30 protein-coding genes are annotated in these 23,624 nt (G+C 66.7%); 14 read left to right on the plus strand and 16 right to left on the minus strand.

Going from position 1 to position 23,624, the window contains the following annotated elements; all coding sequences use genetic code 11:
- Both QZ186_RS07645 and QZ186_RS07650 read left to right on the plus strand, forming a co-directional pair.
- Positions 1-1,034: carbohydrate porin (locus tag QZ186_RS07645; protein WP_296416336.1), on the plus strand; the 1,034-nt coding region annotated here is incomplete at its 5' end.
- 85 nt (positions 1,035-1,119) lie between these two features.
- Entirely contained in the window at positions 1,120-1,806 is a 687-nt protein-coding gene (locus tag QZ186_RS07650; RefSeq protein WP_296416337.1) for a J domain-containing protein, read from the plus strand.
- Here QZ186_RS07650 and ndhO read toward each other — a convergent pair.
- Positions 1,803-2,027 (minus strand): NAD(P)H-quinone oxidoreductase subunit O, encoded by a 225-nt coding sequence (gene ndhO, locus QZ186_RS07655; RefSeq protein ID WP_247476935.1) that lies wholly within the window; start codon positions 2,025-2,027, stop codon positions 1,803-1,805. The two genes, QZ186_RS07650 and ndhO, sit on opposite strands and share 4 nt — an antisense overlap.
- Before the next feature lie 90 nt (positions 2,028-2,117).
- Here ndhO and QZ186_RS07660 point away from each other — a divergent pair, with 90 nt between their 5' ends.
- On the plus strand, positions 2,118-3,047 hold the full coding sequence (locus QZ186_RS07660) for a TIGR01777 family oxidoreductase (protein ID WP_296416338.1): 930 nt from the start codon (positions 2,118-2,120) through the stop codon (positions 3,045-3,047).
- Here the strand turns inward: QZ186_RS07660 and QZ186_RS07665 are convergent.
- The 4 genes from QZ186_RS07665 to QZ186_RS07680 are packed head-to-tail and all read right to left on the minus strand — an operon-like array spanning position 3,016 to position 5,373.
- Positions 3,016-3,291, minus strand: coding sequence for a hypothetical protein (locus tag QZ186_RS07665; protein WP_010313244.1), 276 nt, complete (start codon positions 3,289-3,291; stop codon positions 3,016-3,018). The genes QZ186_RS07660 and QZ186_RS07665 overlap by 32 nt on opposite strands.
- Entirely contained in the window at positions 3,284-4,507 is a 1,224-nt protein-coding gene (locus QZ186_RS07670) for a lipid-A-disaccharide synthase-related protein (protein ID WP_296416360.1), read from the minus strand. Before QZ186_RS07670 ends, QZ186_RS07665 begins: the two co-directional genes overlap by 8 nt.
- Complete coding sequence (locus QZ186_RS07675) at positions 4,507-4,929, minus strand: hypothetical protein (protein ID WP_010313241.1); 423 nt, start codon at positions 4,927-4,929, stop codon at positions 4,507-4,509. Before QZ186_RS07675 ends, QZ186_RS07670 begins: the two co-directional genes overlap by 1 nt.
- A gap of 48 nt (positions 4,930-4,977) precedes the next feature.
- The gene (locus QZ186_RS07680; protein ID WP_010313238.1) at positions 4,978-5,373 is read right to left on the minus strand and encodes an iron-sulfur cluster assembly accessory protein; all 396 of its coding nucleotides are present in this window, start codon (positions 5,371-5,373) and stop codon (positions 4,978-4,980) included.
- A gap of 95 nt (positions 5,374-5,468) precedes the next feature.
- Between QZ186_RS07680 and zds the strand changes: the two genes are divergently transcribed.
- From zds to QZ186_RS07695, 3 genes are read left to right on the plus strand one after another with little or no spacing between them, the layout of a single operon-like run.
- Positions 5,469-6,944 carry a 9,9'-di-cis-zeta-carotene desaturase gene (gene zds, locus QZ186_RS07685; RefSeq protein ID WP_296416339.1) on the plus strand — a complete coding sequence of 492 codons (1,476 nt, stop codon included), beginning with the start codon at positions 5,469-5,471 and terminating at the stop codon, positions 6,942-6,944.
- Positions 6,945-6,949: 5 nt separating this feature from the next.
- Positions 6,950-7,405 (plus strand): SRPBCC family protein, encoded by a 456-nt coding sequence (locus QZ186_RS07690; protein WP_010313234.1) that lies wholly within the window; start codon positions 6,950-6,952, stop codon positions 7,403-7,405.
- The gene (locus QZ186_RS07695) at positions 7,386-7,886 is read left to right on the plus strand and encodes a hypothetical protein (protein WP_296416341.1); all 501 of its coding nucleotides are present in this window, start codon (positions 7,386-7,388) and stop codon (positions 7,884-7,886) included. The genes QZ186_RS07690 and QZ186_RS07695 overlap by 20 nt, the downstream gene beginning before the upstream one ends.
- Here QZ186_RS07695 and QZ186_RS07700 read toward each other — a convergent pair.
- The 5 genes from QZ186_RS07700 to QZ186_RS07720 are packed head-to-tail and all read right to left on the minus strand — an operon-like array spanning position 7,876 to position 12,107.
- Positions 7,876-8,661 carry a uroporphyrinogen-III synthase gene (locus QZ186_RS07700; protein WP_296416342.1) on the minus strand — a complete coding sequence of 262 codons (786 nt, stop codon included), beginning with the start codon at positions 8,659-8,661 and terminating at the stop codon, positions 7,876-7,878. The genes QZ186_RS07695 and QZ186_RS07700 overlap by 11 nt on opposite strands.
- A 3-nt stretch (positions 8,662-8,664) precedes the next feature.
- On the minus strand, positions 8,665-9,858 hold the full coding sequence (locus QZ186_RS07705) for a glycosyltransferase (RefSeq protein WP_296416343.1): 1,194 nt from the start codon (positions 9,856-9,858) through the stop codon (positions 8,665-8,667).
- A 53-nt stretch (positions 9,859-9,911) separates the two neighbouring features.
- Entirely contained in the window at positions 9,912-11,501 is a 1,590-nt protein-coding gene (locus QZ186_RS07710) for a glycoside hydrolase family 3 N-terminal domain-containing protein (RefSeq protein ID WP_296416345.1), read from the minus strand.
- Positions 11,488-11,898 carry a 30S ribosome-binding factor RbfA gene (rbfA, locus tag QZ186_RS07715; protein ID WP_247476954.1) on the minus strand — a complete coding sequence of 137 codons (411 nt, stop codon included), beginning with the start codon at positions 11,896-11,898 and terminating at the stop codon, positions 11,488-11,490. Before rbfA ends, QZ186_RS07710 begins: the two co-directional genes overlap by 14 nt.
- A 2-nt stretch (positions 11,899-11,900) precedes the next feature.
- Positions 11,901-12,107: a DUF751 family protein gene (locus QZ186_RS07720; protein WP_010313223.1), complete on the minus strand. Its 207-nt coding sequence runs from the start codon at positions 12,105-12,107 to the stop codon at positions 11,901-11,903.
- A gap of 80 nt (positions 12,108-12,187) precedes the next feature.
- On the opposite strand from QZ186_RS07720, the gene QZ186_RS07725 reads away from it, so the two are divergent.
- On the plus strand, positions 12,188-12,898 hold the full coding sequence (locus QZ186_RS07725) for a glutathione S-transferase family protein (protein ID WP_296416346.1): 711 nt from the start codon (positions 12,188-12,190) through the stop codon (positions 12,896-12,898).
- On the opposite strand, the gene QZ186_RS07730 is transcribed toward QZ186_RS07725, so the two are convergent.
- Complete coding sequence (locus QZ186_RS07730) at positions 12,895-13,539, minus strand: DUF6816 family protein (protein WP_296416347.1); 645 nt, start codon at positions 13,537-13,539, stop codon at positions 12,895-12,897. The two genes, QZ186_RS07725 and QZ186_RS07730, sit on opposite strands and share 4 nt — an antisense overlap.
- A 49-nt stretch (positions 13,540-13,588) precedes the next feature.
- On the opposite strand from QZ186_RS07730, the gene QZ186_RS07735 reads away from it, so the two are divergent.
- Entirely contained in the window at positions 13,589-13,858 is a 270-nt protein-coding gene (locus QZ186_RS07735; protein ID WP_247476960.1) for a chlororespiratory reduction protein 7, read from the plus strand.
- Here the strand turns inward: QZ186_RS07735 and QZ186_RS07740 are convergent.
- Entirely contained in the window at positions 13,855-14,478 is a 624-nt protein-coding gene (locus QZ186_RS07740; RefSeq protein WP_296416348.1) for a shikimate kinase, read from the minus strand. The two genes, QZ186_RS07735 and QZ186_RS07740, sit on opposite strands and share 4 nt — an antisense overlap.
- Positions 14,479-14,551: 73 nt before the next feature.
- Here QZ186_RS07740 and QZ186_RS07745 point away from each other — a divergent pair, with 73 nt between their 5' ends.
- On the plus strand, positions 14,552-15,493 hold the full coding sequence (locus tag QZ186_RS07745; RefSeq protein WP_296416361.1) for a 6-carboxytetrahydropterin synthase: 942 nt from the start codon (positions 14,552-14,554) through the stop codon (positions 15,491-15,493).
- Positions 15,480-16,112 (plus strand): dihydrofolate reductase family protein, encoded by a 633-nt coding sequence (locus tag QZ186_RS07750; RefSeq protein ID WP_296416349.1) that lies wholly within the window; start codon positions 15,480-15,482, stop codon positions 16,110-16,112. The genes QZ186_RS07745 and QZ186_RS07750 overlap by 14 nt, the downstream gene beginning before the upstream one ends.
- On the opposite strand, the gene QZ186_RS07755 is transcribed toward QZ186_RS07750, so the two are convergent.
- Positions 16,097-16,450 (minus strand): hypothetical protein, encoded by a 354-nt coding sequence (locus QZ186_RS07755; protein WP_010313199.1) that lies wholly within the window; start codon positions 16,448-16,450, stop codon positions 16,097-16,099. The two genes, QZ186_RS07750 and QZ186_RS07755, sit on opposite strands and share 16 nt — an antisense overlap.
- Positions 16,451-16,540: 90 nt before the next feature.
- Between QZ186_RS07755 and QZ186_RS07760 the strand changes: the two genes are divergently transcribed.
- Both QZ186_RS07760 and QZ186_RS07765 read left to right on the plus strand, forming a co-directional pair.
- Positions 16,541-17,725: a GNAT family N-acetyltransferase gene (locus tag QZ186_RS07760; protein WP_296416350.1), complete on the plus strand. Its 1,185-nt coding sequence runs from the start codon at positions 16,541-16,543 to the stop codon at positions 17,723-17,725.
- 9 nt (positions 17,726-17,734) lie between these two features.
- Entirely contained in the window at positions 17,735-18,121 is a 387-nt protein-coding gene (locus QZ186_RS07765) for a DUF4346 domain-containing protein (protein ID WP_296416351.1), read from the plus strand.
- Here the strand turns inward: QZ186_RS07765 and QZ186_RS07770 are convergent.
- Positions 18,118-19,725, minus strand: a complete 1,608-nt coding sequence (locus QZ186_RS07770) for a B12-binding domain-containing radical SAM protein (protein WP_296416352.1) — start codon at positions 19,723-19,725, stop codon at positions 18,118-18,120. The two genes, QZ186_RS07765 and QZ186_RS07770, sit on opposite strands and share 4 nt — an antisense overlap.
- Before the next feature lie 141 nt (positions 19,726-19,866).
- Here QZ186_RS07770 and QZ186_RS07775 point away from each other — a divergent pair, with 141 nt between their 5' ends.
- Complete coding sequence (locus QZ186_RS07775; protein WP_010313192.1) at positions 19,867-19,959, plus strand: hypothetical protein; 93 nt, start codon at positions 19,867-19,869, stop codon at positions 19,957-19,959.
- On the opposite strand, the gene QZ186_RS07780 is transcribed toward QZ186_RS07775, so the two are convergent.
- On the minus strand, positions 19,946-21,190 hold the full coding sequence (locus tag QZ186_RS07780; protein WP_296416353.1) for an MFS transporter: 1,245 nt from the start codon (positions 21,188-21,190) through the stop codon (positions 19,946-19,948). The two genes, QZ186_RS07775 and QZ186_RS07780, sit on opposite strands and share 14 nt — an antisense overlap.
- Positions 21,187-22,584, minus strand: coding sequence for a 30S ribosomal protein S12 methylthiotransferase RimO (rimO, locus tag QZ186_RS07785; RefSeq protein ID WP_296416354.1), 1,398 nt, complete (start codon positions 22,582-22,584; stop codon positions 21,187-21,189). Before rimO ends, QZ186_RS07780 begins: the two co-directional genes overlap by 4 nt.
- A gap of 97 nt (positions 22,585-22,681) precedes the next feature.
- On the opposite strand from rimO, the gene QZ186_RS07790 reads away from it, so the two are divergent.
- Positions 22,682-23,623 (plus strand): vitamin K epoxide reductase family protein, encoded by a 942-nt coding sequence (locus tag QZ186_RS07790; protein ID WP_247476970.1) that lies wholly within the window; start codon positions 22,682-22,684, stop codon positions 23,621-23,623.
- Position 23,624 lies beyond the last annotated feature (1 nt).

Consider the following 23,624-nt stretch of genomic DNA (forward strand, 5'->3'; position numbering starts at 1 on the left):
CCCTCTTGCGTACCGGTAATTTCCAAGAAAGCGCCTACAACTACGGACTGCTTAAGCTTGATCCTGCCTTCCAGGAACCTGCTGGTGCGAACGTTGTTGGCGTGAACCGTCTCTTCTACGCCTTCCCTGTGGGCGAGAAGCTCAAGTTCAACGTCGGCGCTCGGGTGCGGATTGACGACCCCGGCATGCTCGCCATCGGCGTTCCTTCGGTCTACAAGCCGGGTCTGCTGGACTTCTTCACCCGCGCGGGCTCACCGGGTGTCTACAACAAGAGCGGTTTCGGCGCCGGCTTCGGTGGCACCTACAAAAAGCTGCTTGGCATCAAGGGCCTCGCCATCAGCAGCAACTACGTCTCCGCTGATGGGTCCGACGGCAACCCCAGCACCGGCGGCATCATGACCAATGGCTCCAACAGCGTCTCGGTGACGCAGTTGGGCTACCTGGGTCAGAACACCCCGCTGATCGGTGGCAACTACGGCATTGCTGCTGCCTACACCTATGCCCAAAACTCCAAGCTGCACCGCGCCACCCCCTACGGCTTCGATGTCGGCCGCACCGGCGCCAACAACAGCTATGGCGTCAGCGGTTACTGGATCCCCGAGAACACCGGTTGGATCCCGACCGTGAGCCTCGGCTGGGGTTCCACCAACTCGGAGAACGCCACCTTCCGCGGTATCCCCTACCGCACCGACAACTGGGCCAAGACCCAGTCCTGGATGGTCGGTCTGCAGTGGAACGATGCGCTGCGCAAGGGCAACAAGGCCGGCATGGCCGTCGGTCAGGCCCCCTACGTGAGCGACAACGGCGGCGGCTCCATCGGCACCGTCGCTGGCGCCAGCACCCCGATGGACTCCAACACCATGTGGGAGTGGTGGTACGAGTACCAGGTCTCCGACAACATCTCGGTCAAGCCGGCGATCTACTACATCAACAACCTCGACGGTCAGTACGGCAAGTACAACACCAGCAGCGGTGCGTACAACGCCAAGGACAACGTCTTTGGCGGCCTGGTGATGACTACCTTCCGCTTCTGATTGTCCTCAGGGCACCCCTGGCCCTCCGCCTTTGGCGGGGGGCTTTTTGCTGTTTAAGGATGGGTGCAGCTCTGGCCTGAGATGCATGCCCCAGTCCGCCCGCGATCCCTATGCGGTGCTCGGTGTGGCGGCTTCAGCCAGTGGCGCGGAGATCAAGGCGGCCTACCGGGCTTTGGTCAAACAGCACCACCCCGACGCCGGGGGCGATGAAGAGGCGATCCTGGCGATCAACGCGGCCTGGGAGGTACTGCGGGATCGCGAGCGCCGCGCTGAACACGACCGCCACCGCGTCGTCAGCAGCCCTCACTCCACGGTGCGCTCCGCAGCGGCGGGCCGGGCGGCCCGCAAGGCCACGGCGGAATCAGCTCGCGGTGATGAGGCCCTGCTGCTCTGGCTGCAGACGGTCTACGGACCCATCGATCGCTTGCTGGGTCAGGTGATCAATCCCTTCCCTGCTGAATTCAAGGCGCTCTCGGCCGACCCCTACGACGACCAGTTGATGGAGGCCTTCTGCAGCTACCTCGAGCAGAGCCAGGCCAAGCTCGAGAAGGTGGAGACGCTCTATCGCTCCATGGCTGCACCGGCCTCAGCCCAGGGCTTCAGCCTGAGCGTCTACCACTGCCTCTCCCAGGTCAAAGACGCCGTGGTCGAACTGGAGCGCTACACCATGGGCTACGTCGACAACTACCTCCACGACGGCCGCGAGATGTTGCGGGAAGCCAAGCAACGGCGCACCAGGCTGCAGGCGGAGCGCCGGCGACTGGACCTTTAGTTGAAGGCTTCCAGCTGATCCAGCCGCAGCCAGACATCGGGCACCGGACGGCGATAGCGCAGTTGGGCGTAGTCCCCCTTCACCAGCAGCACCTCAGCCGGGCCCTCGAAGAGGTAGTCCGGTGCGGTGGTGTCGCTGGCCTTGGACTCCAGGCTGCCGCCGTAGGCCGCGCGATTCACCTTCACCAGGGCCCCTTTCTTGATGGCGGTCGCTTCGGCCATGGCAATGAGGTCGGGTAGCCGCCAGGCTAGTTCCCGCTCGGAGTTCCAGAGGGTCCCTAGCCTTGGCCCCAGTTCAAGGGCTCTGGGCGCGTGCGGATTCTGCTGGTGGGGTGCAGTGGTTTTGTCGGCCGGGCCCTGGTGCCGCAGCTGCTCGCGGCGGGCCATCAATTGGTGCTGCTCAGCCGCTCCAGTGCACCTCTGGCGGCCGTGCAGTCCCCCCAACTGCAGCGTCTTCAGGCGGACCCCGCTCAGGCGGCCACCTGGCAGTTGCCCGCGGTGCAAGAGGCCCTGGCCTCCAGTGAGGCGGTGATCAACCTGGCGGGTGAGCCCATCGCCGAGAAGCGTTGGAGCGACGCCCACCGGGCCCTGCTCAGCAGCAGCCGCATCCACACCACCCGTGCCCTGGTGGCTGCCATGCAGGCGCTCCCCGAAGGCCAGCGCCCCCAGACCCTGATCAGTGGCTCGGCCATCGGCTACTACGGCACCAGCGAGACCGGGCGCTTCAGCGAAACCAGCCCCGCGGGCAGTGACTTCCTGGCCGGGCTCTGCCAGGCCTGGGAGCAGGAAGCCGAGGCGGCCTCAAGCTTTGCTCGCGTCGTGGTTCTGCGGATCGGGATCGTTCTGGGCGCCGACGGCGGTGCCCTGGGCAAGATGCTGCCGGTCTTCCGGATGGGCTTTGGCGGACCGATTGGCAACGGCCAGCAGTGGATGAGCTGGATCACCCGCCAGGACCTCTGCCGCCTGATCGCCGAGGCCCTGGCCAATCCCGCCTATCAGGGTGCCTACAACGCCGTGGCCCCAGCCCCCTGCAGCATGGCCCGCTTCGCGGCGGCCCTCGGTCAGGCCCTCGGGCGCCCCAGCCTGCTGCCGGTGCCAGCGCCGATCCTGCAGCTGCTGCTCGGCGATGGCGCCAAGGTGGTGCTCGAGGGTCAGCAGGTCCTGCCGGAGCGCCTGCAGCAGCAGGGTTTTGTCTTTGAAGACGGGGAGCTCAGCGCTGCTCTCGAGCGCGCCACCACTTGAGCGCCCAGCCCAGGATCCCGCTGAGGATCGCCGCTCCCATCAGCAGTCCGATGGCTGGGGTGAAGAGCGGCTCCCAGAGGGTCTGAAACAGGTTCAGGGGCGCCTCAATGCCGCGGCTGTGGCAGACCACCGCCACCCCAAACCAGATGGCGCCGGCGATCACCACGAAGACGTCCGCCACCAGCACCGCATCCAGATAGCCCTTGAGGCGTTGGCCGGTGCTGGGTGGGGTCGCTTCAGCCATGGCGCTGCGCCAGACGCTCCAACAAATCAGCGCTCATCTTGGCGGCACCGCCGCCGCTGCCGATCCGCTCCTCGCCAAGCTGCCGCAGTTCCTCATGCCAGCGCTGATCGCTCAGCAGTCGGTTCAGCAGTTGCTCCAGCAGCGCAGCCGTGCCCCGCAGTTGCGACTCGCTTCCCCCACTGCCGGGGGCACAGAACAGTCCTGGCCCCAGTAGACGCCGTTGGGCCTCAGCGAAGTTCTCGGTGAATTGCGGCCCCTCTCCGACGAGCTGCAGCACCGGCTTGCCCAGCCCCACGCACTGCTCGGCGGCGGTTCCGGTCATCGAGAGCAGCAGGTCGCACTGTTGGATCACGGCGGCGAAGCGCCCCCACTCCAGTTGCAGGTGCAAGGGGCCCCGCTGCAGGCTGCAGCGGCTGCTGCTCTCGAGCTCCAGACGCCAGCCCAGGCGACTGGCCAGGGGGGCGACCTCCTGGGGCGTCAGTTTCCCCACCAGGGCAGCGTGTAATCCCAGCCGTTGCGGCGGACGCAGGGCTTCAGGCAGGCGCTCGAGCACCCGCAGCATCAGCTCGAGGTTGTGCAGGGCCTCCGGCAGGCGGCTGCCGGGCAGCAGCCCCAGCCGCTGGCGCGGGGCACCGGCGAGGCCTTCGCTGGCGCCCAGGGCCCCATCAAAGAAGGGGTTGCCAAAAAACTGCACCGGCCGCTGCAGCTGCGCACTGAGGTCGCTGGCGGTCAACTGATCGCGGCTGTAGATCGCCAGCGAGCGCTTGGACTTGAGGCAGCCGCCGCAGGGCCAGGGCAGCTGCAGGCGGCCTTCGTAGTGACTGGAGTAGGCCACCAGGTACGTCGCCATCGGCCTGCGGCTCAACCAGGCCGCCAGCACTGGGATGACATCGCCCACCACCAGGATCAGGTCGTAGCGATGGCCAATGCGCAGCAGCAGCAGCAGCCGGCTGAGCAGGTAGAGCACCTGCCCTTGCACGACCTCGGTGATGCGTCCGATCAGGCTGGTGTAGCCCAGGCCTCCAGTGCTGTATTCGCGGGTCTTCCCCCGCGTGGTGATGCCCGCCTGGACGTAGGCCTGGCCGTGGCCCACCAGGGGCAGCGCTTCAACGCTGCAGCCCTGCTGTTGGAGTGCCGTGCCGATCAGGGCACCGCTGAGGTCTTCGCCGTGGCCGTTGCTCAGCAGCAGAACGCGCCGCTGACCCTGCTGATCCATCAACCGTGCAGCCAAGCTTTGACCTTCTGCAGGGCCTGCCAGTCGGGGCGACGGGCCAGGCCATCGGCGATGGAGTTGTCCAGTTCTTCGCCGATCTCAGGGGCCATCAGCCGCACGCGCTGCACCAGCTCGATGTGTTCCCGCACCCCTTTGACGTTGTTCTCGAGCATCGCCAGGCTCAGGTTGATCCGGGCCTGGGGGTCCTGGGGGTTGAGCTTGACCGCCATCCGGGCCGAGCGCAGGGCCGTTTGCGCCTGGTTGTCCAGCAGTTGCAGCCAGGCCAGGCAGGTCCAGCCCGCAGACAGCCGAGGGTCCTGTTGGGTGATCTCCTGGAAGCTGGCGATCACCTCAGACAGCGGAGCGCCCTCGTTGTAGCTCTTCAGGGCCTGCTCAAACAGAGAGGGCGCGTCAGTGGCGGTCATGGCGGAGGGCGTGCCGTTTCGTGAGCTCAGATTCGCACCCGAGGGGGGTCAGACCGCGAAGGAGCTGCCGCAGCCGCAGGTTTGGGTGGCGTTGGGGTTGGTGAAGTTGAAGCCACCACCGATCAGCGCGCTGGAGAAGTCCAGCTGCATCCCATAGATGTAGAGGAGGCTCTTGGGGTCGCTCACCACGGTGAAGCTGGGGGCGCCGCTGGGCTCGTAGATGTAGCGCTCATCGTCCTCGCGGATCTCGCTGCCATCGATGAAATCCATCGTGTAGCTCATGCCGCTGCAGCCGCCGGAGCGCACGCCGACGCGGAGCACCTTCCCCTCCCCTTGGGCCGGAAGCAGGGTGGCCAGCTGCTTCATCGCCGGCTCGGTGATCAGGATTCCCTTGCCGTCCTTGCCGGTGTGGGTCGCGACTGGAGTGGCGGTCTCGCTGGTCATCGGGGCCATGCCTATGCCCCCACTGTATGGAGGCTCTCCTCCCCCTGCCGAGACGCCCGTCTCCATAGAGTCACCCCATTCGTGGGAGAACAAGGGTGCGGGTCGCCATCGTGGGTGCGGGTCTGGCCGGATTGGCGGCGGCGGTGGATCTGGTGGAGGCTGGCCACCAGGTGGACCTCTATGAGGCGCGCCCGTTCATGGGCGGCAAGGTCGGCAGCTGGGTGGATGACGGCGGCAACCACATTGAGATGGGCCTGCACGTCTTCTTCTTTAACTACGCCAATCTCTTCGCCCTGCTGCGCAAGGTGGGGGCGATCGACAATCTGCTGCCCAAGGACCACACCCACCTGTTCGTCAATTCGGGTGGGGATCTGCGGGAGCTGGATTTCCGCTTTGCCCTCGGCGCACCTTTTAACGGCCTGAAGGCCTTCTTCACCACGCCGCAGCTCGACTGGCTGGACAAGCTGCGCAATGCCCTGGCCCTGGGCACCAGCCCGATCGTGCGCGGTCTGGTGGATTACGAGGGGGCGATGAAGGTGATTCGCGACCTCGATCGCATCAGCTTCCAGCAGTGGTTCCTGGGCCACGGCGGCAGCGAGCAGAGCATTCGCCGCATGTGGAATCCGATCGCCTACGCCCTGGGCTTCATCGACTGCGAGGCGATCTCGGCCCGCTGCATGCTGACCATCTTCATGATGTTCGCGGCCAAAACCGAGGCCTCCAAGCTCAACCTGCTCAAGGGCTCGCCCCACCGCTGGCTCACCGGCCCGATCCTCGAGTACATCCAGGAGCGAGGCGCGCGCTTGCATCTGCGCCATCGGGTGACCGAGGTCCAGTTTGAAGAGGTCGCCGGCGAGACCCGCGTCACCGGCTTGACCCTCGGCACCCCCGACGGTGATCTCAAGGTCGAGGCCGACACCTACCTGGCGGCCTGCGACGTCCCTGGTATTCAGCGGATGGTGCCTGAGTCCTGGCGCCGTTGGCCCCTGTTCGACAACCTCTACAAGCTCGAGGCAGTCCCCGTCGCCACGGTCCAACTCCGCTACGACGGCTGGGTGACCGAACTGGGTGATTCCCCCATGGCCGAGGCCGCCCGCCGGGATGTGGCCCGTCCCGCCGGTTTGGACAACCTGCTCTACACGGCGGATGCGGACTTCAGCTGCTTCGCCGACCTGGCCCTGGCCAGTCCGGTGGACTACCGCAAGGAGGGGGTGGGTTCCCTGCTGCAGTGCGTCCTGACCCCCGGCGATCCCTGGATTCCCAAGAAAACCGAGGAGATCGTCGCGGCGACCGACGCCCAGGTCCGGCGCCTGTTCCCCTCGGCCAAAAACCTGAACCTGGTCTGGAGCAACGTCGTCAAGTTGGCCCAGTCCCTCTACCGCGAGGCCCCGGGGATGGAGCCCTACCGCCCGGATCAGACCACGCCGGTCACCAACTTCTTCATGGCCGGTAGTTACACCAAGCAGGACTACATCGATTCGATGGAAGGCGCCACCATGAGTGGGCGTCTTGCCGCTGCCGCGATCCTGGGTCGTCAGGCGGAGCTGGCCACCAATGCATCCGTTGCCTAGAGACCATGGGCCGTTGGCTTGAACACAGCGTCACCACCGAGGTGAAGGCCCCCGCCGAGCGGGTCTGGGCGGTCTGGAGTGACCTGGAGGCCATGCCCCGTTGGATGAACTGGATTGAGTCCGTCACCACCGAAGACGGGGACCCCGATCTCACCGACTGGACCCTGGCGGCCCAGGGATTCCGCTTCCATTGGAAGGCGCGGATTACCGAGCGCGTGGAGGCCCAACAGCTCCATTGGGAATCCGTCGGCGGCCTACCCACGAAAGGGGCCGTTCGCTTCTATCCCCAGGGCGGCGAGAGCACGGCCGTGAAGCTCAGCGTCAGCTACGAGCTGCCGGGGGTGTTGGCGCCGCTGATGGATGCCTCCATCCTGGGGGGGATCGTGACCAAGGAGCTCCAGGCCAACCTGGATCGCTTCCGCGATCTCGTCCAGAGCGGCTATGGCCAAGAGGCGCACTAACCAACTGATTGCGGTCCTGCCTGTGCTGCTGGTCTTGGCGGCCTGCGGCACAGGCGAGAGCAGCACGGCGCCCTCTGCCCCGGGAACGGCGATTCCGCCCGCCCGCGTCTCAGAGCCGACGCCGCTCACCCCATCGCCGGGCTTCATCGCGATGCCGAGCGCCCAGCAGGTGGTTCAGGCCCAACCCCATGGCCGCATTGACCCCTTCGCGCCGGTCACCGCTGCGCCGGCAAGCACCCCAAACGAGACCCCCCAGGCGGATCTGCAGCTCACGGGCCTGATTGGCAGTGGCCGCAGCGCCCAGGCCCTGGTGTCCCTGGGCGGCCAGAGCGGCACGGTCTGCATCGGCCGCCAGGGCCTCTGCCCGGGCTCCGGTCTGCCGGCCCTGCTGCCCCCGGGCTGGACCGTGACGGGCATCGATCTGGGGCGCGGTCAACTGCGCTTGAACCAGGCCGGTCAGCAGCGGGTGCTCAGTCTTTAAGGGCGAGGGAACAGGCGGCCACGAGCCCATCGAGGTCATGGGGGTTGGCCTCCGCGTCAACGCGCCCCAGGAGCGCCTGGAGTGTTTTTGAGGTTTGCGGGCCAATCGAAATCAGTTGGACCCGCTCCAGCGGCTCCCTCCAGCTCGCGCCGAACTGCTGCTCCAGCAGTTGGATGGTGTGTTGCACGGTCTTGCCGCTGCTGAAGGTGATGGCATCGACCCGTCCCTCGGCCAGGGCCGTGGCGGTGGCCGCCGGCAGCGTTTCGGGGCAGCGCGATTCGTAGGCCGCCACTTCCACCACCCGTGCTCCGGCCTCGCCGAAGGCTTCCGCCAGCAGGGTCCGTCCACCGCTCTGGACCCGCGGCAGCAGCAGCCGCAGGCCCCAGCCGGAGACCGGGAAATGCTCAATCAGGCTGTCGGCGACGAAGGCCGGCGGCACGAAATCAGCGGCCGCTCCCAGCTCATCGAGGCGCGCCGCTGTTTTGCGGCCGACCGCGGCGATCTTGAGGCTGCTGGGCCGCCGGGCCAGGCTGCTGCCCTGGCGCTGCAGCCGCTGCTCCACGGCATCGACCCCATTGCTGCTGGAGACGATCAGCCAGTGGAACTCCTCGAGCTCCGCCAGGGCGTCATCGAGGGGGCCCCACTCATCGGGCGGGCCAATCACCAGGGCGGGGAGATCGAGGACGCTGGCTCCCGCCTGCTCGAAGAGCTGCCGCGCCGTCCCCAGTTGCTGCTCAGCCCGGGTGACCGCGATGGTGCGTCCCTGCAGCGCCATCCCTCAGCCCTCGAGCTTGACCAGTTCTCCGGCTTGCTTGTGCAGCCGCTGGGCCTCCTGGGTGCGTCCCTGGTCAATCAGCAGTTGGATCGCCTCACGGAAGCTGCCGCGGGAACCATCGATGTCGCCGCCCAGCAGCAGGGCGACGGCCAGGTTCTGGTGGGTTTCGGCATGGCCGGGATTGACCCGTTTGGCTTCGCGGTAGGCCTCCAGGGCCCCGGCGAGATTGCCCTGTTTGCGGCGGATCAGGCCGAGGTTGTACCAGCCCAGGCCGATCTCAGGGGCGACGCGGGTGGCGCGGGCGCTGAGGGCTTCCGCCTCCTCCAGTTGTCCGAGCTGCAGCAGCAGCGCCGACAGGTTCAGCTGGGCCGCCAGGTTCAGCCGCGGTGCCAGGGGGATCTCCAGGGCTTGGCGGTAGTAGCGCTCCGCTTGCTGGGGGTCGCGGCTGGCTTCCGCGAGGGCCAGGTGCAGCAGCAGCTCGTAGCGCTCGGGTTGGGCTTCGCTTGGGCAGTTCGCCAGGCCCTCCTGCAGCAGCTTCAGGCCCCGCTCGAGGTTGCCTTCGGCGACCTCCAGGCTGCCCAACTTGGCGCAGGCATAGGGGTCGCCGGGACGGCTCTGCAGCTCGGCCTCCATCGCCTGGCGCAACCGCTCGGGTTTGTTGCCTTGGGCCAAGAGCTCTGGGCGGTAGCCGTCGTGATCGATGGCGGGCTCGGAGCAATCGGCGATGCGCCACTGCGGCTCCTCCTTGAGCAGTTCCGCGACGCTGTCGTCAATCATCGAGTGATAGGCCCGGCTCCAGCGGATGCGCGGATGGCGGCGGAAGAGCCGACTGACGTTGGAGTAGGGCGACTGGATCGCGCCGCGCTCGTGGCGCAGCAGGTTGATCACCAGCACATCCGGTTGCGCCATGAGGGCCCGCAGGGGCTTCCAGGCCTCCGGTTTGAGCCGTTCATCGGCGTCCAGCACCAGCACCCAGTCGCCTTGCACCATCTCGAGCGCTTGGTTGCGGGCGGGGGCAAAGTCCCCGGGCCACTCGATCGCCTCCACCCGGGCGCCAGCGGCCTGGGCTAAGGCGACGGTGTTGTCCTTGGAGCCGGTGTCCACCACCACCAGCTCATCGGCAAAGCCTTGGACGGACCGCAGGCAGTCCTCGATTTGTCCGGCTTCATCCCGAACGATCATCGAGAGGCTGAGCATGGTGGGTGCCGGCGGCCGCAGAAGACGGCCCGAGGCTAGTGGCAGTGGCTCGCTTAGTCGGTAAAGCCGCCCTCTAGCGCCGCCTCGGGTAACCCCAGGGCCGTGAGCACCTGGGCCTGGGCCTGGGGCATCTGAGCCGGGCTGTAGGCGGCGGGTAGATCCGGCGGCAGGAGGGGTTCGAGGGCCTGCCAGAGGTAGGGACTGCCGTAGACCGCCAGACCAGCCAGGCGCTGGGCCGCCAGCAGTTGTCGCACCACCTGGGGCCAGGGTTCATCGCCGCCGGCACTGCCGCGGAAGGGATTCCCCCGCACCAGCAGTTGCAGCAGGACCGGGCCGTCCGGCAGGCGATCCAAGGCCAGGGGTGCCTCGGGGTCTGGGCCCCAGGGGCTGGGGCTGCGGGCGTCGATCAGCCGTGCCTCATAGCCAAGGGCGGCGGGCCGCAGCAGGGCCGGGGCCACCAGGGGCAGCTGCGGCGCGTTGAGTTGGTTGTCCAGCCGGATCAGGTTCAGACCCGGTCCAGGAGGCAGCTGGCCAGCTCCTTGGCGAATCAGGCTGAGGGCGAGCAGTTCAGCGCTCAGCTGCCGCTCCCCCGGGCTGATCAGCTGCTCCAGCGGTTCCTGGGCAGACGAGCAGCGCGCCAGGGCTTCCCGCCGTCGCTGGAGGCTGGCGTCCACGCGCGCTTGGCTGATCCGGCCGCTCTGGACCGCGTCCACCAGTCCATCGAGCGCCTCCTGGGCATTGGCGGGCATCAGGATCAGATCAGCCCCCGCTTCAAAGGCCAGAACGGCCGCTTCGGCGCTGCCGTGGTGCTGGCTGATCGCCTCCATCACCAGCGCGTCGGTCACCACCAGGCCTTGGAAGCCCAGGTCCCCCCGCAGCAGCTGAGTCAGGACGGCCTTGGACAAGGTGGCCGGGCGCTTGGGGTCCAGGGCCGGCAGGCGCAGGTGGGCGGTCATGACCGAGGCGACCCCAGCGGCAATCGCCTGTTGAAACGGCGGGAGTTCGATCTGATCCAGCCGCCCTCGGTCGTGGGGCAGCTCGGGTAATTCCAGGTGGGAGTCGCAGCTGGTGTCGCCATGGCCGGGGAAGTGCTTGGCGCAGGCCAGTACCCCTTCGCCCTGGCAGCCCCGCACAAACGCCGCCGCCAGGGCCCCGGCCGTGCGCGCTGTTTCCCCCCAGGCCCGCACGTTGATGACCGGGTTGCTTGGGTTGTTGTTGACGTCGCAGACCGGCCCCAGGACCCAGTTCAACCCCAGCAGTCGCGCCTGCCGGCCGGTGCAGCGGCCGTAGCCCTCGGCCAGGGCCTCGGCCCGTTGCGGCTCCCGCTGATGCAGCCCACCCAGGGCCAGGGGGGGAGCCAGCCAACTGGCGCCTTCAAAGCGCTGGCCGACCCCCTCCTCCACATCGGCGCAGAGCAGTAGCGGTTCGGCGGCCCAGCCTTGAAGTTGCTCGCAGCGCAGCCGCAGCTCTTCGGCGCTGCCCCCCAGCAGGATCACCCCGCCAACGCCTTCAGCCAGGAGTTGGCGCAGCTCTGCGTTGCTCAGTTCCCAGCGGGGATAGCGGCGTTGATGGTCCCGGGCATGGCCGCTGCCGCGAACCACCAGCAGGCTCGCCAGCTGCCGCCGGAGCTCAGAAGCCTCCATCCTCCTGTTGGCCGGTGCCTTCAGGAACCTCGCCACGCTCTTGGCGCTTCTCCTCGAGTTGGTTGAGCAGACCGAGCACCGAGGTGCCCTTTTCGATGCCGCGATCCAACTGGAAGATCACCTCGGGGGTGCGGCGCATGTTCAGGCGACGGCCGAGCTCCCCTTTGACGTAGTTCGAAGCCGAGCGCAGGCCCTCGAGGGCTTGCTGCTGCACCTCGGCGCTGCCGTAGACGCTGACAAAAATCTTGCAGTGCTGGAGATCGCCGGCGACATCCACATTGGTGATGCTCACCATCCCCAGGCTGACCCGCTCGTCCTTGATGCCGGTGACGAGGAGTTCACTGACCTCCCGCCGGATCAGAGCGGCCACGCGTTCTACGCGACGACCTTGCGCCATGGCTATGCGATGACCTCTGGAGTCACCATGGCACGCAGGATCAGGGTCAGGCTCAGCAGACCGCTCACCAGGGCGCCGATCAGGGCGACGGCGGTGACGGGATTGCTGCGGCGCTGGGCCAGGGGTTCCAGGACGGAGTTGGCGACGCCAAGCCCGAACGCGATCAGATAGCGCGGGTAGCGCGTGACGTTCAGAAAAAAGTCCCGCATGGGGGCTGGGGCGCTGATCAAAGAGTGCTGGCTACTCTGCCGCCAAAGGGGCACTCGCTGCCGCGCGATCCGATCGATTGATGCTGGAGCTCCATCAGTTCCGCCATTCCGCCTTCTGCGAGAAGGTCCGTTTGGTGCTCGCCTTCAAGCAGCTGAGCTTCACCCCCATTGAGGTCACGCCCGGTGTGGGTCAGGTGGACCTCTACCGGCTCTCGGGGCAGCGCCAGGTGCCGGTCCTGGTGGATGGCAGTGAGGTGATTGCCGATTCCACGGCCATCGCCCTGCACCTGGAGCAGAAGCACCCTGATCCGGCGCTGCTGCCCAGTGATCCGGCCCAGCGGGCCCAGGTGATGCTGCTGGAGGACTGGGCCGACACGGCCCTCGCGGCGGGTGCGCGCATGGCCCTGGTGCAGGCCGCCGCCAGCGATCCGGTGCTCCGCGATGGCCTGCTGCCGGAGGCCACCCCGTCGCCCTTGCGTTCCTTGGTGGGTGCCCTGCCGGGCGGGGTGCTGAGCGGTGTGGGTCAGGTGCTCGATCAGCAGGTGCTGCAGCAACTGCGCAGCAGCCTTGAGCAGCTCACGGCCCTGGTGCAGGCCCAGCCCTACCTGGTGGGTGATCAGCTGAGCCTGGCGGATCTGGCCGTGATCGCCCAGCTGTCCTTGATCAAGTTCCCCAGCTCCGCCGGGAGCCCCCTGGCGGGACGCGGGGTGGCGGGGCTGGCCGACGATCCCCGTCTGGAATCCCTCTGGCTCTGGCGCGATCGCCTCGGCCTGCAGCTGGGACGTCCCTAGGGCTGGCGCTCGAGCAGCAGCGTTCCACTCCAGCTGCGCTGGGCCTCGGCCCGGAGGCCATCGGCGGGGGAGCCGTAGCTGACCTGCCATTGCCTGGCTTCGATGTGATCGGCATCGATCCGGGCGTAGCGGCTGAGGGTCTCCACTTGGCTGACCCGCGGGTCGCCGGGGCCATGCAGCACCTGCAGGCTGAGTTCATCCGCCAGAAACTGCTCCTGGGGTTGCTGCTCGCTGCGGCGGCCGATGACGGTGGACTCCAACGACTGATCCCCGCTCAAATCCGCCAATTGACGGTTGGGGTTCTGCGGATCGTTGCGAACCCGCTGCAGCTGATCGCCCAGCAGGGCGCGACCGACGGACCCGGCATTGAAGGCGCGATCGCCAACGATCCGCCCGGCGTCATCTTTGACGAAGCGCACGGCGTACTGAATCTCAGGCTCCGCGCCGCTGAGATCGCGGCTGGTGGCGCTCCAGTCCCCTTCAAACCAGGCGGGGTAGATCAGATCGCGTCGCCCAGGCCGCGGCAGCGGCGCCGGCAGGCTCCACTGCGGCCAGTTCTCCAGGCGTTGTTCCAGGGTTGAGGCCGCCACGGCGGGGAGGCTTCCGCTCAGCAGCACCAGCAGGATCAGGGCGAGCGGCATCGCTGGGCACGTGGCAGGCTGCCTGTGATCCTGCCGCCTGGACGGCCCGATGTCCGATCCCCTGATCCGCGAGCTGGATCACTACGTGGTGCTGGAGCCAGGGGCCCCCCAGCAACTGCTCACAGCCGAGGAGACCTTGGCTTGGTTGGAGCGCCAACTGCACTCCCTCGAGGCCATTCCCGAGGACCTCTCAGGCCTGGGCTCGACGACGGATCAGGCCCAGCGGCTGCTGGAGACGGCCTGTGAGTTGGAGCTCCAGCCGGGGATCACGGTGCAGTGGTTTGCGATCCGCCTGGAGCCACCCGGGGCCTCTAGTTAGTTGATCGAGGTTCCCACCTCGCCGGCGTCACTGGTGACCTGCAGTTGACCCAGGGGAGGTGCCGTGCGCTCCTTGATGATCGAGGGCAGCGCCTCAAGGATTTGCTGGGCCACGTGCTCGGCCGGGCGTCCGTCCTGAAGGATCTGGAGGTCGGCCTGGGCGTAGAGGGGGCGGCGCTCGGCCATCAGGTTGGCGAGGCGTTCGGCGCGGTCCTCCGCTTCCATCAGGGGCCGGGGAGTTGGGTCGGCCTCGAGGCGCGCCAGCAGGATCGCGTCGGGGGCATCCAGCCAGATCACGACCCCTTGGTGCAGCTCGCCCCAGTTGGCCGGCTGGGTCACGACACCGCCGCCGGTTGCCACCACGAGGGAATGCCAGGAGGCGATTTGGTTGAGCACCGCCGACTCCAGGGCGCGAAAGCCGGCCTCGCCCTCGCTGGCGAAAATCTCGGGAATGGAGCGCCCCGCCACCTGTTCCAGGCTGGTGTCGGCGTCCAGGAAGCGGTAGTCCAGGGCCTCGGCGAGGTGCCGGCCCACGCTGCTTTTGCCGCTGCCCATCATCCCCACCAGATAGAGGTTCAGGCCCTCCAGTCGCTGCCGCAGCTGGACTCGGGTGTCCTCCATCGGTTCGCCATCGCAAGCACCAACATTCTTAAGATGCGACCAACCGTTACTCGCTGTCATGACTCCGCCAGTGATGGCGGCGCCTCCGGCGAGCCCGGTGTCCGTCGTCTCCTCTGCCCCCCACGGTCAGGGCCGGCCCTGCGTGATCACGCGCCGGGCCACCTTCAGCTCCAGCCATCGCTATTGGCTGCCTGAGCTCAGCCCGGAGCAGAACGCCGCCCAGTTCGGGCCCTGCAGCCTGGCCCCGGGCCACGGCCACAACTATGAGTTGATCGTCGCCATGGGTGGCGGGCTCGATGCCAACGGCATGGTGCTCAACCTCTCGGACGTGAAGCACGCCATCCGCGAGCAGGTCACCGCCCAGCTCGACTTCCGCAGCCTGAACGAGGCCTGGCCGGAATTCGATCTGAGCCGTCCCGAGGGGATCCTGCCCACCACCGAGGCCCTGGTTCTGGCCATCTGGAAGCGCCTGGCGCCCCACCTGCCCCTGATGGGGCTCCGTCTTTACGAAACCGACAAGCTCTGGGCCGATGTGCTCGGCGATTCCATGGAAGCCTTCCTGACGATCCGCACCCACTTCGCGGCAGCCCACCGCCTGGCCCGACCGGAGCTGAGCTTCGAGGAGAACACCGCGATCTACGGCAAGTGCGCCCGGCCCCATGGCCACGGCCACAACTACCTGCTGGACATCACCGTTCGGGGTGCCATTGACCCCCGCACCGGCATGGTCTGCGACCTCTCGGCCCTGCAGTCAGCGGTGGATGAGCTGGTGGTGGAGCCCTTTGACCACACCTTCTTGAACAAGGACGTCGAGCACTTCTCCAGCACGGTTCCCACGGCGGAGAACATTGCGCTGCATATCGCCGATCTGCTCCAGGCCCCCGTGGCGGCCCTGGGGGCTTCGCTCCACAAGATCCGTCTTCAGGAGAGCCCGAACAACGCCGCTGAGGTGTTCGCAGAGGTGCCCCAGCTGGGCATGAACCCCCAGGCCCTCGAAGCCCTTGCCGGCGCCTGAGCTTCGGCTGGTTCTGGCGATCAGCCTGGACGGCCGGCTCGCCCCCGCCGCTGGTGGTGCGGCCCAACTCGGAGGAACGGGAGACCGCCGCGTCCTGGAGGAGGCCCTGGCTTGGGCTGATGGTGCTCTGGTCGGCGGCAGGACCATCCGCGAACACGGCTGCACCTGCCTGATCCGTGATGCCGACCTGCTGGAGCAGCGTCAGCAGCAGGGGCGGCCGCCCCAACCCGCCGCCCTGGTGGTGAGTCGCCAGCTCAACTGGGATCCAGACCTGCGCCTGTTCCAGCAGCCCCTGCAGCGCTGGCTTCTGGGCTCAGGGGAGGCGGCCCCCGCTGGTTTTGACAGGTCCTTGCCGCTGCAGAACTGGCCGGCAACCTTGGCGGCCTTGGCCGCCGCTGGTTTGGAGCGCCTGCTTGTCTTGGGGGGCGCTGAGTTGGCCACGCAGCTGCTGGCCCAGGGACTCGTGGATGAGTTGCAGCTGACCCTGGTGCCTCAACTGCTGGGCGGCCCCCATGCCTGGCTTCAGTCCGATGGGGCCCTGGAGGCCAGTGCCTGGACGCTCCAGGAGCAGCGCTGCTTGGGCGGCGACGAGCTGCTTGTGCGCTACCGGCGCGCCTGAGCCTTGAGGCTGTTGAAGCGCTCGGCCAGGTCCCGCAGCGGCAGCTTGCCAAAGGTCTCCGGCGAGAGCCCCAGCATCCGTCCCGCGCAGCGCTTGACCACCACCTCGAGGTCATCGCCAAAGCGTCCGGCGAGCAACTCGCTGATCACCCCCAGGCTGCGGCCGCTGGATTGGGTTTCAGCTACGAGGCAGCGGCTGGTGGGGGCGGCCAGGGCCTGGCAGGCGGGGGTGAGCCGCTCGATCAGGCTTCTGTTGCCCATGGCACTCCAGCGCAGGCAGGCCTCGCTGATCTTGGCTTCGACCTGCGGGCGCATCAGGTTGAGCACGGGGCTGAGCAATCCGGCTTGGCTGGGTGCGCTGAGGGCGCCGATGGTCAGGGCCGTAGCCGTTAGCGTTCTGCCCGCTGCCCGCCCCCTGGTTCTGAGCTGATGGCCGAGCTCACTGTTCGCTGGCACCGTTCGATTGAAGAGATCCCCGAGGCGCATTGGCAGGCCCTCACGGAGGCGGCTGGGCTCCCCTTCTACTCCTGGCGCTGGCTGGCTGGCCTGGAGCGCTCCGGAAGTGTCGCGCCTCGCCAGGGTTGGCAGCCCTGTCACCTGAGCCTCTGGCGCGGGGAGCAGCTGATCGCCGTCGCTCCGCTGTACCTCAAGGGCCACAGCTACGGCGAGTTCGTCTTCGATCAGTCCTTTGCGGAATTGGCCGCCCAGCTGGGCCAGCGCTACTACCCGAAGTTGCTGGGCATGAGCCCTTTGAGCCCAGTGGTGGGCTATCGCTTTTTCACCGCCGCCGGCGAGGACGCCCAGCAGGTCACCGCCCTGTTGATGCAGTGCATTGATCGTTTCTGCGCTGACAACCAGATCTTCAGCTGCAACTTTCTCTATGCCGATCCCCAGTGGCAGGCCCTGGCGGAGTCGGCGGGCTGCGCCACTTGGCTGAACCAGCAGAGCCTGTGGAGCAACCAGAGCTATGGCTGCTTCGACGACTACCTCGCGAGCTTCAACGCCAACCAACGGCGCAACATCAAGCGCGAGCGCAAGGCCGTGGAGCGCGCCGGGATCACGGTGACGGCCTTGGCGGGGGAGGAGCTGCCGGCCGCGATGCTCGAGCGGATGCACCACTTCTATGCCCAGCACTGCGCCCGTTGGGGGCCTTGGGGGAGCAAATACCTCACAGAAGCCTTCTTCGATGAGGCGGCGGCGGAGCTGCGGGAACACCTGGTGCTGTTCAGCGCCCATCGGGGCGATCCCCACGATCCGGTGGCGATGTCCCTTTGCGTGCACTCCGGCCAGCACCTATGGGGCCGCTACTGGGGCAGTGACGAGGAGATCGACAACCTCCATTTCGAGGTCTGTTACTACGCCCCGATCCAGTGGGCCATTGAGCGCGGCATTCAGCGTTTTGACCCTGGCGCCGGCGGCAGTCACAAGCGCCGCCGCGGTTTTGTCGCCCGCTCCCATGCCTCCCTGCACCGCTGGTACCACGAACCCTTTGATGCCATCGCCCGGCGCTGGTTGCCGGAGGCCAATCGCGAACAGCTCAGTCAGATTGAGGCGGTGAATGCCGAGCTCCCCTTCACGGGGGCGACGCGATCCCTGACGGATTCCGCTGCGTAGCATCCGCCCATGAGCCCGTTTTCGCTAGAGCAGCGCCGCAGCCTCGATGAGGGGCTCTCCCAGCGCTTCATCGCCCTGGATCCCGCCGGTTATTTCCTGATCAAGATCGACCGCGAGGCGGGCGAGTTGATCGCGGAGCACTACAGCAATGCGATTGATGATCGCGGGCTAGCCACCGATCCCGACACCGGTGAGGTGATCAGCTGCAAAGGCGCGGGTCCCCGCGCTGCCGTGGCGGTCTATCGCGGCCGCAGCGCCAAGGAGTTGGGCATGGCGCTGACGGAAGGGGAGGGTCCCCATCCCTTGAGTTGCCTGGATCACGCCCTTTATCTGGGCCGTGAATTGCAGAAGGCGGAGCAGGCTCTCGAGAGCGGCGACACCTACATCCAGGACTAGGCCGGCTGCAGTTCCCGCGTTGGCGTCGAAGGGCTGTTGGGGGGCTCTGGCGGCAGGGCGGCCAACTGCTCTTGGATCTCCTGGGTGACCACCGCGCGGTACTCCATGAAGTGTTCGTTGTGGGCGAGCACCACCAGGAACTGCTCGAGCACCGCAGGGTTCTTCTGGGCGACCTCCAGCAGGGACCGCCAGAAGCGCAGGCGAGTGTTGCGCTTCACGCCCTGACGCCAGAGCACGATCAACAGGGCGCGCACATCGGTCCAGGCGGGCAGGGTGGCTTTGCCAAAGGTGGCGGGCACGAATTCCTGCCAGCGCGGCTTGCCCATCTTCAGGTAGTAGTGCTTGACCCGGTCGATGTAGGCGTGGGGCTCATAGAGGCGACAGAAGGCGTCGACGTACTCGTTGGCGATGTCGCGAATCGGCCGGGTGGGCACGAAATTCAGCAGGTTGGTCTGGTTGACCCCCTTGGCGTCGGCCTTCTCTTGGATCAGCCGGCCTTCCTTCTCCAGCCGGTGCCAGAGCCCGGTATTGGGTAGGGCCTGAAGCATCCCCATCATTGCCGCGGGAATGCCGGTACGGGTCACGAACTCAACGATCCGATCGCCGGCTCCGGTCTTCTCGCCGTCGAAACCGATGATGAATCCGGCCATGACCCGCAGGCCATAGGAATTGATCCGGTCGACGGCTTCCTCGAGGGAGCTGCGGGTGTTTTGGTGTTTGCCGGCCACCGAGAGGCTGGCCTCATCGGGGGTCTCAATGCCAAGGAAGACCGAGTCGAAGCGGCACTCGGCCATCATCTGCATCAGCTCTTCATCCGCCGCCAGGTCAACGGAGGCTTCGGTGGCAAAGCTGAAGGGGTAGCCCCGCTCGATCTGCCATTGCTTCAGGGCCGGGAGCAGCAACTTGGCGTTGCGCTTGTTGCCGATGAAGTTGTCATCCACCAGGAAGATCGAGCGCCGCCAGCCCAGGTCGTAGAGGGACTGGAGTTCGGCGATCAGCTGCTCAGGGGTCTTGGTCCTGGGCTTACGGCCATAGAGAACGATGATGTCGCAGAACTCGCACTGGAACGGGCAGCCCCTGGAGAACTGCACGCTCATCGAGTCGTAGGCGTCGAGCTTCAGTAGGTCAAAGCGCGGCACCGGTGTGCTCGTGACGTCCGGCTTTTCGCCGTTGGCACTGAAGCGTCCGCCGGCTTCACCCTTCTCGATCGCCTCGATGAACATCGGCAGGGTGATTTCACCCTCATCGAGCACCTTGAAATCCGCCAGGCCCAGTTCCGGCGCGTCAGGGGTGGAGCTCGCGAAGGGGCCGCCGACGGCGACAGGCAGACCCCGCTCTTTGGCCTTGGCGATCTGCGCGGCCATGTCGGCCTTCTGCACGATCATCCCGGAGATGACCACCAGCTCAGCCCAGTCCCAGTCGGCCTCGCTGACCTCTTCAACGTTGCGGTCCACCAGCTTCATGGGCCAGTGCTGGGGCAGCAGCGCCGCCACCGTCACCATCCCCAGGGGTGGCAGCAGAACCTTGCGGTTCACGAGCTCGAGAATTTTCTCGTAGCTCCAAAAGGTCTTGGGAAACTCGGGGTAGATGAACAGAGTGTTCATGCCGTTCGGTGGTCTCCAGTGAGATGCGTGGAACGGCTGCCCCCTAGGGGACATCCGATGAGTTGGCGATCAGCCTAGGCCGAGTGACCAGGGGGCGGGCTGGTTTCTGCTCTAATAGCGCACAGTTGAACGCACCGAACCATGGGCCCCGTGATCTATCTCGCACTGGTCGGCGGTGGTTTGGTGGCGGCTGCAGCCATCTCCTTCGTGCTGCGCGGCATCAAGCTGGTCTGAGCCGCATCCTGCGGTTCCGCAGGAGCTCCCAGACCCCAAGGGCAGCCCCAAGGCTGCCAAGCACGGCCAGGCAGCTCCAGAGGCCTCCAGGCAGCGTTTCCGTGAGAAGCGCTGCCGCCAGACCACTGAGTCCTCCACCCCCCAGAAAGGCAATCTGACCAAGGCCTGCCATTCGTCCCCGGAGCACCTGGGGAGCATGCACTTGGATGATCAGATTGGTCCCCGCCAGAAGGCTTGCGGTGCCGGCTCCGATCAGGAAGGCCATGGCCAAGCCCCAGGCGAGTGCCCCTTGCTGCGCTAGCCCCAGTTGGGCCAGTGCCGTCAGCAGGGTGGTGCTACCCAGTAGCCAACCCGGGCGCGCGCTGATTGCAGCGGCGTTGCGCTGGAGCAGGACCCCGCCGCAGATGCTGCCGCAGGCCAGAACGCTGGTGAACAGACCCAGGGCCATTGGGCTTGGTCCCAGGAGCTCAAGGGCCATCAGTGGCGCCAGCCCAGGGTGGAAGAAGCCCACTAGGCAGGCCGCGGCGGTGAAGCTGAGGACGTGGCGCAGGCTGGCGCCGCACTCGCGCCAGGCCGTGAGCAGGTTGGCCGCTTGGCCGCCCTGACTGCGGCGTTCCCGCTCGCGATGGGGTGCCATCAGCCAGAGCAGGGTGAGGATCGGAAAGAGATAGGTGGCCGCATCCAGGCTGAGGGCCAGGGTGGGTCCGGTGGCCGCCAGCAGCAGTCCCCCCAGGGGCGGTCCGACCAATTTGCCGACGTTGAAGATCACCGAGAAGCTGGCGAGGTAGGGACCGAGTTGTTCGGGCTCGTCCACCAGCAGGGCGACGTATTTGTTGCGGGCCGTCAGCTCGTAGGTGCTCGCAATTCCAATGCCCAGGGTGCTGAGCAGAAGCAGCAGGTCCTGCTTGGGCCCCACCGTTAAGGGAATGGCGATGGCACCGAGCACCGCTGCGGCGAGCAGGGCCCATTGGGCGCGGATCAGGACCCGCTCACTGCCGAGTCGATCGGTGAGTACCCCGGCCGGGCCGCTGATCACCAGGGTCGGCAGGGTCAGGACGGCGAAGTTGAGCGCCAACAGAAACGGGTTGCCGGCACCCTCCATCAGCAACCAGCCTTTGGCGGTCAGCCCGGCAAAGGAGCCGGCGGTGCTGATCCCTGAGGCCAGTAAAAACGTGGTGCGTTGATGCCGCGTGAGGCGTCCTTGCAGACGCTTCAGTCCCTGTTGAATCAAGACTGAGCCCGCTGCATCGAGAGGGCGTCTTGGACCATGGCCTTGGCTCCCACCACCTCACCAATCAGGTCGTAGGTGTCCGCGGCGGTGATGCGCACCGGGACCATCGTTCCGGGGGCAGCGCAGAGCCCGCCTTCACCGGGCATCACCCGCACTTCGCCATCGACTTCGGGGGCAAAGCGGGCGCAGCGACCAATCATTTCGCCGCTGCTGGGGTTCTCCTGTTCGATCAGGACATCCACGATCCGCCCCACCCAAGCGGCGTTGCGCTCGGCGGCGATGGGCTGTTGCAGTGCCATCAGGCGGTCCTTGCGCTCAGCGGCGATCTCCGCGGGCACCTGGTTGGGCAGCTCGGCCGCGGGGGTTCCCTCCTCGGGCGAGAAGGTGAAGACCCCCACATGGTCGAAGCGTTGCTCGGCCACGAAATCCAGGAGGTGCTGGAACTGCTCTTCGGTTTCGCCCGGGTAGCCGACGATGAAGGTGGTGCGCAGCACGGCGTCGGGGAGTTGCTCGCGAATGCGCGCGAGCACACCGTTGGTGACATCGGCCTGCCAGGGGCGATTCATCGCCCGCAGGACATCCGGGTGGCTGTGCTGCAGCGGTAGATCCAGATAGGGCAGGACGTTGGGGACGTCCCGGTAGGCCGCCAGCACCTCAGGGGTGAGCCCCGTGGGGTAGGCGTAGTGCACGCGGATCCAGGGAATCTCCACCTCGCCGAGGGCGCGCAGCAGCTCGGCTAACTGGGGCTTGCCGGCGAGATCAAGGCCGTAATTCGTCGTGATCTGGCTGATCAGGACCAACTCCTGCACGCCCTGGGCTGCCAGTTGGCGCGCCTCGGCAACGATGCTCTCGATCGTGCGGGAGCGTTGGTCGCCGCGCAGGTGGGGAATGATGCAGAAGGCGCAGCGGTAGTCGCAGCCCTCGGCCACCTTCAGGTAGGCCACCGCCTCGCTGGTGGTCCGGTAGCGGGGCAGGTTCTCGTCGCCCACGAAGGTCGGGTTGGCGCTGACCTGATTCACCCGCTCGCCGGCTTCGACCCGCTCGAGCACGCTGACGATGTGTTGGTAGTCGCCGGTGCCAACGATGGCCTTGGCTTCCGGCAGGCTCTCGAGCAGTTCCTCTTGGAAGTGCTGGGCGAGGCAGCCGGCAATGATCAACTCCTTGCCCTGCTCGGCCAGTTCCACCAGGGTGCGAACGGACTCTTCCCGGGCGTCCTGAATGAAGCTGCAGGTGTTGACGACCACGACGTTGGCGTCGGCTTCATCGGCGCTGACCCCGTAGCCGGCCTCCGCCAGCAGGCCGAGCATGTGCTCGGTGTCGACGCGGTTCTTCTCGCAGCCGAGATGCGCGAACGCCACCGTTTTTCCAGTATTTGGTCGGGCGCTATCGGTCATGGAGGAGCTCAAGAAGGTCGGCCGCTCGCTGGCCAATCCCTAACCCTACTGATCAGGATCCCTGCCACAATTCCTCCAACGTCAGGAGTCCTGCGCCGTGAGTTCATCGCGCCTGAGTGAACGTCTTGGAAGCCAGCGCCGGCGCGGCGATGGCGGCAAGCGTTGGGTGCGGGTCGTGATGGCCGTTCTGGCCACCATCGGTGTGATTGACACCGGCTCGATCACCCTGAGCAAGTGGGGCTTGATCGGCAATCTCAGCTGCAGCTCGACCGGCCTGTTTGGCTGCAATGGCTGCGAGAAGGTGCTCTCCAGTGCTTGGGGTTCGCTGTTTGGACAGCCCCTGGCCCTCTTTGGACTGCTGGGCTACGGCGCGGTCCTGTTGATGGCCGTCGTTCCCCTCGTGCTGCAAGGGGAGTTGCGGGTGAGCCTGGGCCAGCGCAGCTGGTGGGGGTTGTTTCTTCTGAGCACCGGCATGGCGGTGTTCAGCGCGGTGTTGCTGGGGGTGATGGCCTTTGGCATCCGCGATTGCTGCCCCTTCTGCATCCTCTCGGCCGGTCTGAGTTCAGCGCTGTTTGTCCTCAGCCTGATTGGTGGTGATTGGGAGGACCGCGGCCAGCTGATCTTCAGCGGCGTCATTACGGCCCTGTTGGTGGGCGTCATTGGTTTGGGTTGGGCGGCCTCCGTGGGGCGTCCGGTGGTGGATTCCGCTCCAGGTGTCTCCCCTCCGGTGCGCAGTGAAAGCGGGCCGGCACAAATCGCCTTGGCGGAACATCTGACCGCCAGTGGCGCGAAGGTTTACACCGCCTACTGGTGCCCCCACTGCCATGAGCAGAAGGAGCTCTTTGGTCGCCAGGCCGCCGAAAAGCTGACGGTGATCGAGTGCGCTCCCGATGGCCGCAATAGCCAGCGCGAGCTGTGCGAGGCCAAGAAGATCGAGGGCTATCCCACCTGGGAGATCAATGGCCAGCTCGATTCCGGTGCTAAGCCCCTGGCCAAATTGGCCGAGGCCAGCGGCTACAACGGACCGCCCCTTCAGTAAG

Origin of the sequence: Vulcanococcus sp. DEBay_Sum29NL08_54 (assembly GCF_017859255.1) — a bacterium.
Lineage (GTDB): Bacteria > Cyanobacteriota > Cyanobacteriia > PCC-6307 > Cyanobiaceae > Vulcanococcus.